The organism is Ignavibacteriales bacterium (genome assembly GCA_026390795.1).
In the GTDB taxonomy this organism is placed as follows: domain Bacteria; phylum Bacteroidota; class Ignavibacteria; order Ignavibacteriales; family Melioribacteraceae; genus Fen-1258.
This window is the reverse complement of sequence record JAPLFG010000001.1, coordinates 228785-241672: the sequence shown is the minus strand read 5'-3', so window position 1 is coordinate 241672 and position 12888 is coordinate 228785. Positions and strand designations below refer to the sequence as shown.

At 34.4% G+C, this 12888-nt stretch carries 15 protein-coding genes; 2 read left to right on the top strand and 13 right to left on the bottom strand.

Annotation, left to right across the window (positions count from 1 at the left end):
* The first annotated feature begins 43 nt into the window (after positions 1 to 43).
* Entirely contained in the window at positions 44 to 496 is a 453-nt protein-coding gene (locus NTX65_00980) for a methylated-DNA--[protein]-cysteine S-methyltransferase (protein MCX6167886.1), read from the top strand.
* A 47-nt stretch (positions 497 to 543) separates the two neighbouring features.
* Positions 544 to 963, top strand: a complete 420-nt coding sequence (locus NTX65_00975) for a secondary thiamine-phosphate synthase enzyme YjbQ (GenBank protein MCX6167885.1) — start codon at positions 544 to 546, stop codon at positions 961 to 963.
* A 153-nt stretch (positions 964 to 1116) separates the two neighbouring features.
* On the opposite strand, the gene NTX65_00970 is transcribed toward NTX65_00975, so the two are convergent.
* The 13 genes from NTX65_00970 to NTX65_00910 form a co-directional block, all read right to left on the bottom strand.
* Positions 1117 to 1968 (bottom strand): 3-hydroxybutyryl-CoA dehydrogenase, encoded by an 852-nt coding sequence (locus NTX65_00970; GenBank protein ID MCX6167884.1) that lies wholly within the window; start codon positions 1966 to 1968, stop codon positions 1117 to 1119.
* Positions 1969 to 2054: 86 nt separating this feature from the next.
* Positions 2055 to 2900 (bottom strand): regulatory iron-sulfur-containing complex subunit RicT, encoded by an 846-nt coding sequence (gene ricT, locus NTX65_00965; GenBank protein MCX6167883.1) that lies wholly within the window; start codon positions 2898 to 2900, stop codon positions 2055 to 2057.
* Between the two features lie 3 nt (positions 2901 to 2903).
* Positions 2904 to 4019, bottom strand: coding sequence for a hypothetical protein (locus tag NTX65_00960; protein ID MCX6167882.1), 1116 nt, complete (start codon positions 4017 to 4019; stop codon positions 2904 to 2906).
* 14 nt (positions 4020 to 4033) lie between these two features.
* Positions 4034 to 4264: a DUF2795 domain-containing protein gene (locus NTX65_00955; GenBank protein MCX6167881.1), complete on the bottom strand. Its 231-nt coding sequence runs from the start codon at positions 4262 to 4264 to the stop codon at positions 4034 to 4036.
* A 23-nt stretch (positions 4265 to 4287) separates the two neighbouring features.
* On the bottom strand, positions 4288 to 5211 hold the full coding sequence (locus tag NTX65_00950; GenBank protein ID MCX6167880.1) for a M23 family metallopeptidase: 924 nt from the start codon (positions 5209 to 5211) through the stop codon (positions 4288 to 4290).
* Positions 5212 to 5275: 64 nt separating this feature from the next.
* Positions 5276 to 6286 (bottom strand): HPr(Ser) kinase/phosphatase, encoded by a 1011-nt coding sequence (gene hprK / locus NTX65_00945; protein ID MCX6167879.1) that lies wholly within the window; start codon positions 6284 to 6286, stop codon positions 5276 to 5278.
* The gene (gene raiA / locus NTX65_00940; GenBank protein ID MCX6167878.1) at positions 6283 to 6588 is read right to left on the bottom strand and encodes a ribosome-associated translation inhibitor RaiA; all 306 of its coding nucleotides are present in this window, start codon (positions 6586 to 6588) and stop codon (positions 6283 to 6285) included. The genes hprK and raiA overlap by 4 nt, the downstream gene beginning before the upstream one ends.
* Before the next feature lie 10 nt (positions 6589 to 6598).
* The gene (locus tag NTX65_00935) at positions 6599 to 7492 is read right to left on the bottom strand and encodes a tyrosine-type recombinase/integrase (GenBank protein MCX6167877.1); all 894 of its coding nucleotides are present in this window, start codon (positions 7490 to 7492) and stop codon (positions 6599 to 6601) included.
* Between the two features lie 31 nt (positions 7493 to 7523).
* Positions 7524 to 9755 carry a type I DNA topoisomerase gene (topA, locus tag NTX65_00930; GenBank protein MCX6167876.1) on the bottom strand — a complete coding sequence of 744 codons (2232 nt, stop codon included), beginning with the start codon at positions 9753 to 9755 and terminating at the stop codon, positions 7524 to 7526.
* Between the two features lie 12 nt (positions 9756 to 9767).
* A complete protein-coding gene (locus NTX65_00925) occupies positions 9768 to 10226 on the bottom strand; it encodes a DUF494 family protein (protein ID MCX6167875.1) in 459 nt (152 codons plus the stop codon).
* Positions 10223 to 10669 (bottom strand): rRNA maturation RNase YbeY, encoded by a 447-nt coding sequence (gene ybeY / locus NTX65_00920; GenBank protein ID MCX6167874.1) that lies wholly within the window; start codon positions 10667 to 10669, stop codon positions 10223 to 10225. The genes NTX65_00925 and ybeY overlap by 4 nt, the downstream gene beginning before the upstream one ends.
* 1 nt (position 10670) lies before the next feature.
* Positions 10671 to 11228: a gamma carbonic anhydrase family protein gene (locus tag NTX65_00915; protein ID MCX6167873.1), complete on the bottom strand. Its 558-nt coding sequence runs from the start codon at positions 11226 to 11228 to the stop codon at positions 10671 to 10673.
* 45 nt (positions 11229 to 11273) lie between these two features.
* Positions 11274 to 12881 carry a S41 family peptidase gene (locus tag NTX65_00910; protein MCX6167872.1) on the bottom strand — a complete coding sequence of 536 codons (1608 nt, stop codon included), beginning with the start codon at positions 12879 to 12881 and terminating at the stop codon, positions 11274 to 11276.
* Positions 12882 to 12888 lie beyond the last annotated feature (7 nt).

Genomic DNA, 12888 nt, shown 5'->3' with positions numbered 1-12888 from the left:
TAGCGAGTACTTTTCATTTCCCCAGATATTAATGAACAATTAAATGTCCAATAGTTATTCAACATATTACAATTCACCTATCGGTAAAATTGAAATAACAGGTACCAATAACTCTATTAAAACTTTATCATTTATTAGTGATGACTCACATTCAAATCAAGAAACGAACCAGTACTTAGAACAATTTCTAATTCAAATAAATGAATATTTCACCGGCACCAGAAAAGAATTTGAACTCAATCTTGATCCGGAAGGAACTGACTTCCAAAAAAAAGTTTGGAAAGAGTTATTAAAAATTCCATACGGGAAAACAAAATCTTACTTATGGCAATCAAAAATGATAGGGGACCAACTGGCAATTCGTTCAGTTGCGAGTGCTAATGGACAGAATAAAATACCGATCATTATCCCATGTCATAGGGTTATTGGCAATGATGGCAGATTAACGGGATATGCAGGCGGGCTTTGGAGGAAAAAAATAGCTTCTCGACCATGAAAAAAAATATTTTAATGGTGAAAAACAATTAGATTTATTTTAAAAACATGACAATACAAAAAGAAATAATATTAAGATCTAGACCGCGCGGGTTTCATTTGATAACAGAAGAAATCGTCTCCCAATTGGATGGTCTTGACAAATTTTGCTCCGGCATAATGCATATTTTCATTAAACATACTTCAGCCTCACTGACGATAAATGAAAATGCCGATCCCACTGTACGTAAAGATATGGAGGCGTTTTTTAATAAAATTGTACCGGAAAATGAAACCTATTTTGAACATACCCTTGAAGGAACTGATGATATGACCTCACATCTCAAAAGCTCAATTTTGGGAAGCTCCATAACTTTACCAATCACTCAGGGTAAGCTAAACCTTGGTACCTGGCAAGGAATTTATCTATGTGAACACCGAAATTTAGGGCATTCTCGGAAAATTGTAGTAACTATTATTGGAGATTAAATTTGAAATGTGAGAAATTTTCTATCTCATAAAATTAGAATGCTGCACTCGAATTTAGAAAAGGGAGAAGCGCATTAGTAAAAGTGATGAATTTAGAAAGACAATAAAACTTTATAAATTATATAGTTTACATAATATACATTATGGGCGGTATCATTCGTACTTGAAAAATCCTTCTCTCGATTTTCTTCCAAACTTTCCCGCTGCAACCATCTTTTTTAGTAATGGGCATGGTCTGTACTTTGAATCATTGAAGCCCTCGTAAAGTACTTCCATAATAGCTAAGCATACATCCAAACCTATAAAATCTGCTAGTGTGAGCGGCCCCATTGGATGATTCATACCGAGTTTCATAACAGTATCAATATCTTGTGCAGAAGCAACTCCTTCAAATAGTGCAAAAATTGCTTCATTGATCATCGGCATTAGAATTCTATTAGCAATAAATCCAGGATAATCGAATACCTCAACCGGTGTTTTGCCTAGATCAATAGCTAATTGTTTAACAATTCCGAACGTAGAATCACTCGTAGCATATCCACGTATAATTTCGACTAACTGCATCATTGGTACCGGATTCATAAAATGCATTCCGATGAATCTATCTGGTCGATTAGAAACTCCTAATTCAGTAATTGATATTGATGAAGTATTCGATGCGAAAATACAATCTTGATTAACTATACTATTTAAAGTATTATAAATAGATAGTTTAGCCGATTTTTTCTCAATGATAGCTTCGATAATTAACATTGTATCTTTAGGAATCGCTTCTATTTGTGTTCCTGGTTGGATTTTAGATAGTGTTGATTCTTTCTGATCAATTGTAATAATATTTTTTTTAATCTGGCGGTCTAAACTTGAGCTTATAGTTTTGATCCCTTTATCTAAATAAATCTGCTCCGTATCAATTAATGATACATTAAAATCTTTCGAAGCAAATACTTGCGCAATGCCACTGCCCATCGTTCCGGCACCAATTACTGCTACATTTTTAATTTCCATAATAAGATCCAACCAGTTTTTCGTGTGATCACTAACTTCGACCTACCACTTCCCTATTTAGTCAATTGATGCAGAAAGGTAAAATTTTATTCAACTTCGAAAGATAAACAACATTTTAATTTGCCGCATGGACCGCTAAGTTTGCCCATACTTGAAAGGAGATTTTGTTCATTTGCCAAATGAGTGGTAATCCTTCTGAAACCTGCAAGAAATGAAATACAACAAAACTCTCTACCGCATGTTCCCATTCCGCCTAATTTTTTAGCTTCATCACGAACACCTATTTGACGCAATTCAATCCTGGTTTTAAATTCGGCTGCTAATCCTTTTGCTAATTCTCTAAAATCAACCCTACTTTCTGATGTATAGAAAAAAAATAACTTCTTGCGGTCAAATTGATAATGAATACTCACCAATTTCATACTTAAGTTTAATTTGTTAATTGCATCTCTAAATATTTTGACTGCCTTTTCCTCATCATGTAGATTTTTCCTGACACGATCTAAATCTTCCACACTTGCTTTTCTTATAACAAGAGGAAGATTTTCCCCGTAGAACCCAATGGATTGTCTCTTTAACCTAACAATCTCGCCTATTAATTTTACTTGTGCTACTTCCAACGATTCATCCAACTGAACTATTATAAAGTCGTCTGGGAATAATTCTGTTTCACATTTATCATTAATTTCGCAGTAGTCACAATTTAATAAGCCGTTACAATTTATTTCGATAATTTTCCGTTTATCAACCGGGTTTGTGTGAGAAACACAGGATGAACAAGCAAAACAACCACTGATGTTATTATGCTTATCCTGAATATTTCTTATTATTATTGACTCGAAAAGATTATTAGCATTATGGTTTTCATTCGAATGCTCTGCGCATCCATTTTCTTGGACACACTTAGTAAGGGAGAGATCTATATGGTACAAAGCTTATTTCCTTATTGAGAGAGAAGCTATTTCAAATATAAGATTCAGACTAACGACATTCAAGTTTACATTTTTAGTTTGTAGTCTTTCCAAATTATCAATAGAATAAAATATTTTATTAATATCAGCATTAGTATATCTAGAATTAAATTTGGATAGAGTCTCCGAATATTCACTGAAATAATAATCGAATATCGAATGCCGATTTTTTATAACGTCATTTAACCATGTTTTTATCATTCTTGCAAGAATGTTGATGGATTGATCTGAATTATTCTTGAAAAATTCTGTTAATTCCTTATAAGCGGAATGATATTTTTTAGCTAATGAATATCGAAGGATTGAAATGGTTCTTTCCAAAATATTTTCAAATTGATTATTTATTAAGTCAAGAGCGGTAAGCGGAGAACCTTCTGAAAACTTAGAAACTTTCTCGGCTAATTCATTATCAATCGAAAAGTTATTTTTCAGAATTGTAGAAACAGAACTAAATGAGAGTGGTTCAAAGCTCACATGCCAACATCTTGATTGTATCGTAGGCAACAATTTTTCTTTATCGGATGTAATAAAAACGAAAATGATTCCTTCTGGTGGTTCTTCCAAACTTTTTAATAATGCATTTTGGGCAGTTTCGTTCATTTTATGAGCGTCGAGAATCACAATAAACCTATATTTAATATCATCTGTTGTTGTAGTGATATATTTTCTAATTTCTCTAACGCTATTTATTTTAATCGTATTTGCATTTTCAACAGAAATCCGGTGATAAGGGTTTTCAATTTTCAATTTTATTTCTTCATTTATCTCATCAATAATCTCTTTCGAAAGTTTTTCAGTAGCCGAATCTTCAGCCCCCTCTCCTTTTCCACGCGGTAATGGTATAATTAACTTAATGTATGGTTCTTGCAAGGACGATATTTTTTTTTGGATAAGATGTTGCTTTGAGCTGTCATTTGATGAGTTGATTAACTTTGCAAATTGCAGTGTAGTAAAAAATTTACCAACTCCTTCGGGACCAAAAAAAAGGAAGGCGTGTGGAACACGCCTTCCTTCATAAATATTATTTAGAATTTCTTTGGCTTTTACCTGTTCAAATACAATATCCCATATTTCATTCATTCTTTAACCAATTATTACGACTTAAACTCATCATCATCATTATAAAAGAAATCTTCGTCACTTGGATAATCTGGCCAAATATCTTCAATTGTCTCATAAGGTTCGTCGGAATCCTCTAATTCTAAAAGATTTTCCACAACTTCGAGTGGTGCACCGATACGTTCGGCATAATCTATTAATTCTTCTTTAGTGGCTGGCCACGGAGCGTCATCAAGATAAGATGCTAATTCGACGGTCCAAATCATTGTCAAGTCTCCTGAAATGTTTTCTATTTTTTGACAACTTCAAAAATGCTTACATCATCATAGATAAAATTTCTTGGATCCAAAGGTATTCCGTCATGTCTGACTTCGTAGTGTAAATGTGGACCTGTTGAAAGTTCTCCTGAATTTCCGCTCAGTGCTATAAAATCACCTCTTTGAAGATGCTGTCCTTCTTTAACTTTAATACTTTGTAAATGTGCAAATATTGTTCTGTAGCCAAATCCGTGATCTATCTCTACTGTAATTCCATAACCGCTGCGACGTCCTATGAACGCAACAGTGCCGGCACCCGGAGCGTATACTTTTGTACCGGTATCAGTAATAATATCAACACCATTGTGCATTCTCATAATTTTAAGAATCGGATGAAATCTCATGCCAAAATCGTCTGCAATTCTTCCTTCACACGGTCGAATTGCCGGAATCACTTCAAAGAGCTTTTCGTTATTCTGAAAGGCTTTATTAATCTCATCGTAATTATTTTTTTCAAGTTTAACTTTAAGTGAAATATTATGTACATAGGAATCAAGTTGATCAATATAATTTTCATAACCGCCAAGACTGGAAGTTCTAATAGGTTCAAATACGTTACCGCCCGTTCCGAGTGTTTCATCAGGATTAGCAGGTTCTAGATTAGCTTTAAGTCTTAAATCGTGGCTCTGCGTGGTCAAGGAAGTGAGTCTATTATCAAGCTGATCAAATAAATTTTTGTAGTGGTCAAGTTTTTCTTTAAGAAGTGTGTTAGTAGTTTTTAATGATTTTACTTCTGAGTCTGGATTAATAAATTCATTGAAAACAAGGAAAGTGCCAAACACAAAGAACGATACAAGTACCGCAAAGAATAAAATGAGGAATACGAATTTCTTATAGAAATTGCGTATCTCCACAAATTTCAATTTAGATTTTGAAAAGTAGTAAAATTTTTTCATAGTATTTTCGGTTGCGAAGATAGCAAATCATCCCTCTGTAGTCAAGCAATAAAGAGAGCAAATATTACTCAAAATCATGTTCAAAATAATCAACGGCACGGTTCATTTCTTCATTTTTTTGACGAATTTTGGATGTTATTCGATCTTGCAGCACTTTTGCTGCATCATAACCGTAATGTTTAAGAAGATAGTTTAAAGCAATTATCTCCGAAACCACCGTAATATTTTTTCCAGGTAGGATCGGTAACTTAACAAATGGTATTTCGACGTCCATAATGGGAGTGGTAGAATTATCGAGACCTGTACGGGTATACTCATTTTGTTCATTCCAAACTTCGAGTTCTATAACTACTTCAAGACGCTTCTGAAATCTTATGGCTCTAATGCCGAACATGCTTCTTATGTCAATGATGCCGATTCCACGGAGTTCCATAAAATGTTTTACAATATCGGTTCCGGCACCCATAAGGATTCCTTCACCTTTCTTGGTTATAATTACAACATCATCGGCTACTAATCGATGTCCCCTCTCAACTAAGTCTAGTGCAACCTCACTTTTACCAATTCCGGATTTGCCAACAAACAACATTCCTACTCCGTACACATCAACAAGAGAACCATGAAGGGAAAGGCGCGGTGCAAACTGATCATCAAGAAAATCTGAAATTAAAAAAATTGCTTTGGTTGTAGAGAAGGCCGATCCGAAAATCGGAATTTTATATTTATTACCAAGTTCAAGCATTTCCGGTGTGGGTTCGTGTTCGTTGGAAATTATTAAACAAGGAATAGCATATTTAAAAATATTTTCGAGGGATCGGGTCCTTTCTTCAATTGATAGATTTAGTAAATAACGCATCTCCGTATTGCCAAATACTTGAACTCGGCTGTAAGAAAATAATTCCAAAAAGCCGGCTAATGGTAAACCCGGTCTATGCAAGTTTGGATCTTTTATTAGACGATCAAATCCAACTCTGTCATTTAGGAGACGTATTTTGAATCTGTCTACTATGCTGTTATAAAAAGATTCTACAGTAATACTTTCTCTTTGTGAAATTGCACCTTCATTGATTTTCATTTTTTAGGCCTGACCAACCGTTTTGTTTTAAGTTTTGTAAGCTGTTTTTTAATTTTTTCTATAGAAAGAGTAACCGATTTTTCAAATTCTTCACTTGAAGTCTCAACAGTAATAATTTTTTTAGGAACTGTGAGATTAATTTCAGCAGTTTTAATACTGTCTTTCAGATGAGTAAAACTCAAAATTACACCAGCCGAAATAATTTCATCGTTATATTTTTCTAGAACGCTTACTTCCCCACGAATGAATTCTTTTAGCGATTCTTTCGCTCTAAATTTGCGAGAAGTGATATTAATGTTCATAGTTACTCCTTCATGATTTTGGATGAGCCTTTTTATATGATTTTTTTAATCGTTCTATGCTAACATGCGTATAAATTTGAGTTGTGGAAAGATTTTCATGACCAAGAATTTCTTTGACTGCCATTAGGTCAGCTTCTCTATCTAACATATGGGTTGCTGCACTGTGACGCAATATATGAGGACTTTTTTTATCAATTTTTTGATATTTCAAATAATGATTCACAATTCTATAAATAGTGTGCCGTGATAGTCTTTTATTATCACCGTCTACAAAAAGCGCTTGTGAATGCTGATACGGCATTAGTGAACTAATATATATTTTTAATACCTCTCTCGATTTTGATCCCATTGGCACAATTCTAAACTTAGAACCTTTCCCTAGAACTTTGATGCTATTAGTATCAAAATCAATATCACCAACATTTAGCGAACATAATTCCGAAACACGCAGAGCTGAGCCATATAATAACTCAAAAATCGATTTAATCCTGACTGCATTAGCAAGGTCATTTTCTTTATCAACCAAACTAAAAATTTCTGAATAAGAATCAACATTAATTGTTTCCGGCAAACCGCGTTTAACTTTTGGATTTGGAATTCTTGATATTGGATTTTTTTCTATTAAGTCATTTCGAATAGCAAAATTAAGAAGTCTTCTAATTGCTGAAAGCTTTCTGGAAATCGTGCTTTTTGAAACACCACTTTCACTAAGATGAATAATAAAATGACGGATCGTTTTGTCTGTAATCTTTTGTATTAAATTAATTTCTTTATCGCAACAGAAAGAAATGAATTCATTGAGGTCGCGTGTATAAGCATCAATTGTGTTTTGAGATGCGCGGCTTATACCAGAAAGTTCGGCAAGCATTCGATTTAAGACGTTCTCTAGATCGAACTGCGTCATTTAATTGCCATTAAAATTGAGAAATTATTTTTTAGATCTCATCGTCCGAAGCAAGAGCGACTTCTTCTTCCTCTTCTTTCGGCTTTGGCATTGTCCAGCTTGCAAAATCGCAATCCGGGTAACGGTTACAACCGTAGAATATCTTTCCTCGTTTGGTTCTTCTTGTAATTACTTCTCCATCGCTGCATTTCGGGCACTTCAATCCTAGAGTAACAATTTTAGTAAAATCGCAATCAGGATATTTTTCGCAACCGATAAATCTTCCAAATTTTCCTTCTCTATAAACTGTTTTAGATCCGCACTTTGGACAAATATCACCTGTCGGCTCCGGTGCGCCTCCGTTCGGCGCAAAGTCTTTGAGAGATTTAATGTTTTTGCATTCGGGGTAATTTGTACACGCTAAATATTTTCCAAATCGTCCCATCTTAATATCCATATCCGAACCACATTTTTCACATTTTATCTTCTCAAGATTCGCTTCAACTTCTTTTAATGTTTTGGAGAATGGTTCATAAAAATCATTTAGTACTTTTAAATAACCAATTTCTCCTTCGGCAATCGAATCGAGTTCTTCTTCCATCTGTGCTGTGAAGTTTACATTAAAGATATTGGAAAAGTTTTTAACCAGTATTGTGTTTACCTTTCTGCCAAGTTCAGTCGGAATCATTTTACGATCTACCTGCTCAACATATTTTCTGTCTATGATCGTTCCCATTATCATTGCATATGTACTTGGTCGACCGATACCATTACTTTCCAATTCTTTGATTAAAGAACTTTCAGTAAAACGTGGAGGTGGTTTTGTGAAATGTTGATTGGGATTTAGTTCTTTTAATCCCATCTTTTGATTTATTTCCAATCCAGCCGGAATTAATAAGCCATTTCCATTTTGATCATCTTTATCCTCAAGGTCCTCATCATATAAAGTCATATATCCGTCAAATAAAATTGTTGTACCGGAACTCCTGAACACAAATTCATCGGATGAAATGCTAACCGTAGTTGTTTCAAGCCGCGCAGAATCCATTTGGCAAGCAATAAATCGTTTCCAAATTAATTCATAAAGTTTGAACTGTGGTTCATCTAAAAATTCTTTGACAAATTCCGGCGTGTATTTTAATGATGTTGGGCGGACGGCTTCATGAGCATCCTGAACATTTTTTTTATTCTTCTGATCGTATATCTTTGCTTTTTCAGGCAGATATTTTTCGCCGTATTTCTCATTAATAAAATTTCTGGCTTCTGAAACAACATCTTCACTCAAGCGGGTTGAGTCGGTTCGCATATAAGTAATCAAACCTGTAGTTCCTTCCGTGCCAAGATCAATTCCTTCATACAATTGCTGTGCAAGCATCATAGTTCTACGCGGACGGAATCTGAGTTTACGAGAAGCTTCCACCTGAAGACTGCTTGTAATAAATGGGGGATAAGGATTCTTTCTGCTTTCCTTTTTGGTAAGATCCGAGATAAAATAATCATTCTTCGATCGAAGAGTTTCAGCAATCTGATTTGCCAACTCAGTTTTTGTAATAGCAAAATTTGTTTTTAGAAATTCTTCCCAATCTTCATCAGTCATGTTAGGTTTTGGAGGAACTTTGATCTGTTTTCCATTTACCTCGTATAACTTAGCCCGTATCTCATCGCCTTTCTCAGTTGTGAAAACGGCAACAATAGACCAATATTCTGTTGGGATAAATTTTTCAATATCATCTTCGCGCTCGCATATGAGTCTTAAAGCAACCGACTGCACTCGTCCAGCTGAAAGAGAACTTCCATATGCTTCTATGACGGCACGCCAAAGGAAAGGACTTACTTGATAGCCAATAATCCTATCCATCACACGTCTTGCTCGCTGTGAAGTAACAAGATGGTCATCAATCTTGATTGTATTTTTCAACGCTTCGTTAACGGCTTTCTTAGTTATCTCGTTGAAAAGTACACGTTCTATTTTTTCTTTTTGAGCATCAGTTAAGATATCCAATACATCCTGAGCAATTGCTTCACCTTCGCGGTCCGGATCGGTCGCGATGAATATTCTGTTAGATTTGCCGGCAAGCGATTTGATTTTTTTTATTACATCACCTTTACCGCGTATATTCATAAATTTTGGCTCAAAACCATTTTCTATATCGATACCGAGTTTGGTCTTTGGTAAATTTCTGATATGACCGACTGTGGCTTCTACAATATAATTTTTACCAACATATTTATTAATAGTCTTTGCTTTGGAGGGTGACTCCACAAGAATAAGATCTTTACCCATTGTAATTACCTTTTAATTGACAGTATCTGAAGAGTATAACAACATTCTGCTCCCCGGCAGAATTTCGGCATCAAACTCTACTAGCGAGAGAAGAATGATCCAATTGATTTCCCGTCTTGTTACTCTGCTTTCCGGAAAGATTGTTATCTGGTCCAAAATAATTTCCAAATTTTCAACTTCCAATAAACCCACATTTATTAGATGAAGAAGATAGTTATAATTATCGGTTCCAAGAGATTCTTTTTCTTGATCAGACAAAAATCTAATCCCGATTTTCTTTTTGTGTTCTATAGGTTCCGAACGATTTTTTTTTGTAAGCACTTTATCATAAATCAGGCTGAACGCGATGCCTAAAGTTTGTGTATCAAAAAGTTTAGTCTTCATTAAAGAACGATTTACTTCCTCAATTGAAAAATTGTTCCCCAATCCTTCTAATATTTTTGCCAATACTTCTACTATTTTTGAAGTCATTTCTTAATTAATAAACCTTTAGAGAATTTCAGAAATTTTAGTACCATCTCATCTTCAACTTTTTTCATCTTCTTTTTCTTTGCAATAGTTGTATCATCCAATCCAATTAAATGCAAAATACCATGTATAATTAATCTTAGTAATTCATTATCGGCTGAAACGCGATATATTTTACTGTTTTCAACCGCATCCTCCAAAGAAATAAAAATTTCGCCGTCTAAAATATTTTTTTCAACCGAATAATCAAAGGTTATAATATCCGTAGCGTAATTGTGTCCCAAATAAGAATTATTTATTTCGATCATTGTCTTTGAGGAGATGAAATTATATTCTAACGAATTAATATCTAATTCCAGTTCCTTGGTAACCATATTTACAATATTCTGAACTGTTTTTTTATCAACTCTAATTCCTTTTTCACATGAGACAAAAACATTCTTCATTTTATAGCCAATCAATTGAATAATTATTTTTCACAAAAGATTCAATTGTATTTTTGGTGTATTGAAGATATCGTCCGGCAGAAATTTCAAATTCAGCAATTTCTTCTTCAGTTAAATCTCGTACGATTTTTGCCGGTACACCTGCTGCTAACTTGCCCGAAGGAACAACAAATCCTGGGGTTACCACTGCGCCGGCTGCGACCATTGCGTTTTCTTCAACAACAGCACCATCTAATACAGTCGCATTCATCCCTACCAAACATAAATCCTTTAGGATTGATCCGTGCAGAGTTACACTGTGTCCGATAGTAACTTTGTTCCCAATTACAAGCGGGTATTTTTGATTTGTAACATGAAGCATCGAGCTATCCTGAATGTTCGTCATAGCACCAATCTTAATGTAATTAACATCACCACGAATTACTGTATTGTACCACACAGATGAGTATTCGAGTATTTCAACATCGCCAATAATTTTTGATCCCGGTGCCAAAAAAACCGAACTGTGCAGTTTTGGAAATGTGTCGTTATATGGAAAAAGTTTAGTTTCTATATTCATCGATTAATTTTTCAACGTGATCTAACAGTTCTATTTTTAAAATATTTATTTAGATAGACCTTCTAATTTTTCTGCTTCTCCAAAAAGTGTAATTGCTTTTTTAAATTGCCGGTCAGACCGAAGTAAAGTCAAATACCAGCCGTTGTTCTTGAACATATCACGAGCAACATAAGCTTTAAGCCATGCACGGATCATTTCTTTATCAGTCGAATATCCTTTAGCATCATATTTCACTTTTTGAGATTCTGCAAATTTGATAAAACTTTGCATTTGTTCTTCGTTAAACTGAAATTCATCAACAAATTGATGAAGATTGTTTTTAAATTTTTCTTTCAACTGTTTGCTGTTTTTATCTAAATAGTTACGGACAAACTGGTAATAAATATTATTTTTTCTCAGCTCAACCGAGTAATTTGAAATAGTACCAGATTCAACTAAATAATCTGGAGTTATACCGCCGCCGCCGTAAACGGTGCGTCCATTTTTGGTTTTGAATTTTGGCTTTGCGGAATCCTTTTCAGTTTTATGATCGATATTTTCACCATCCGCTTCTTTACGTGCGAGTACATCTTGATAATATTTTTGTTTGTCTTTATAATCTCTTTGAATCTGTCTGCCGGAAGGTGTATAATATTTTGCAATTGTGATTCTAACAGCAGATCCATCAGAAAGTTGGATTGGTCTCTGTACCAATCCTTTTCCAAATGTTGTTTCTCCTACTATCAGTCCCCTATCCCAATCTTGAATAGCACCGGAAACAATTTCACTTGCAGAAGCGCTTCCGCGATTAACCAATAATATCAAAGGGATTTTTTCATACGGATAACTTTTCTCCGCGTGGAATTCTTCGTTAAATTTGTTTACTCTACTTTTATTGTATACGATCATTTTGTCGCCATCTATAAAAAGATCGGCTACATTGGAAGCTTGAAATTCGTATCCGCCGGGATTGTTACGCAAATCCAATATCAGTCTTTTCATGCCTTTTGCAGATAACTCTTGAAGTGCATTTTTCATTTCATCTGTAGTAGTTTCCGAAAACCGAGTCAAATTAACATAACCAGTTTCGTTATCAACCATTACTGATGCATCTACCGAATACAAATTAATTTTATCGCGGATTACATTATAATTAGTTACAAGTTTTGACGACGGACGGAAAATAGTCAACTCGACAGATGTTCCTTTCTTGCCGCGTAGTTTTTTTATTACGTCTAAATTTTTCCATCCAACACTTGCCTTTCCTTCTATTTTCACAATTCGATCACCGGATATTATGCCAATTGCTTCACTTGGTCCACCAGTTATAGCACTTACAACAGTTATCGTATCATTCACAATTTGAAATTCAACTCCAATTCCGTCAAAATTTCCTCTAAAAGTTTCTTCTTCGGCAGATTGTTCTTCCTTGTCTATATAAATAGTGTGCGGATCAAGTTCACTAAACATCCCCTTGATTGCATCTTCTACTAATCGATTTGAATTGACGGTATCGACATAATAATCTTCGGTATAGCTTAGTATCTCGCTAAATTTATCAATTTGTTTTTTATTGCCGGAAAAAGAAAAATGTTTATTTAACTGAATCCCGATATACGTTCCGAGAATCAAAAAGAGCAATAAATATGGCAGTTGTTTCAAAATATTTTTCATTATTATC

Excerpts from the sequence above, each read along its gene's own strand:
- NTX65_00935 (MCX6167877.1), bottom strand. The coding sequence starts at position 7,492 with ATGACGCAGTTCGATCTAGAGAACGTCTTAAATCGAATGCTTGCCGAA.
- NTX65_00980 (MCX6167886.1), top strand. The coding sequence starts at position 44 with ATGTCCAATAGTTATTCAACATATTACAATTCACCTATCGGTAAAATT.
- topA (MCX6167876.1), bottom strand. The coding sequence starts at position 9,755 with ATGGGTAAAGATCTTATTCTTGTGGAGTCACCCTCCAAAGCAAAGACT.
- NTX65_00970 (MCX6167884.1), bottom strand. The coding sequence starts at position 1,968 with ATGGAAATTAAAAATGTAGCAGTAATTGGTGCCGGAACGATGGGCAGT.
- NTX65_00975 (MCX6167885.1), top strand. The coding sequence starts at position 544 with ATGACAATACAAAAAGAAATAATATTAAGATCTAGACCGCGCGGGTTT.
- hprK (MCX6167879.1), bottom strand. The coding sequence starts at position 6,286 with ATGAAAATCAATGAAGGTGCAATTTCACAAAGAGAAAGTATTACTGTA.
- NTX65_00910 (MCX6167872.1), bottom strand. The coding sequence starts at position 12,881 with ATGAAAAATATTTTGAAACAACTGCCATATTTATTGCTCTTTTTGATT.
- NTX65_00925 (MCX6167875.1), bottom strand. The coding sequence starts at position 10,226 with ATGACTTCAAAAATAGTAGAAGTATTGGCAAAAATATTAGAAGGATTG.
- NTX65_00950 (MCX6167880.1), bottom strand. The coding sequence starts at position 5,211 with ATGAAAAAATTTTACTACTTTTCAAAATCTAAATTGAAATTTGTGGAG.
- NTX65_00915 (MCX6167873.1), bottom strand. The coding sequence starts at position 11,228 with ATGAATATAGAAACTAAACTTTTTCCATATAACGACACATTTCCAAAA.
- NTX65_00955 (MCX6167881.1), bottom strand. The coding sequence starts at position 4,264 with ATGATTTGGACCGTCGAATTAGCATCTTATCTTGATGACGCTCCGTGG.
- NTX65_00960 (MCX6167882.1), bottom strand. The coding sequence starts at position 4,019 with ATGAATGAAATATGGGATATTGTATTTGAACAGGTAAAAGCCAAAGAA.
- ybeY (MCX6167874.1), bottom strand. The coding sequence starts at position 10,669 with ATGAAGAATGTTTTTGTCTCATGTGAAAAAGGAATTAGAGTTGATAAA.
- raiA (MCX6167878.1), bottom strand. The coding sequence starts at position 6,588 with ATGAACATTAATATCACTTCTCGCAAATTTAGAGCGAAAGAATCGCTA.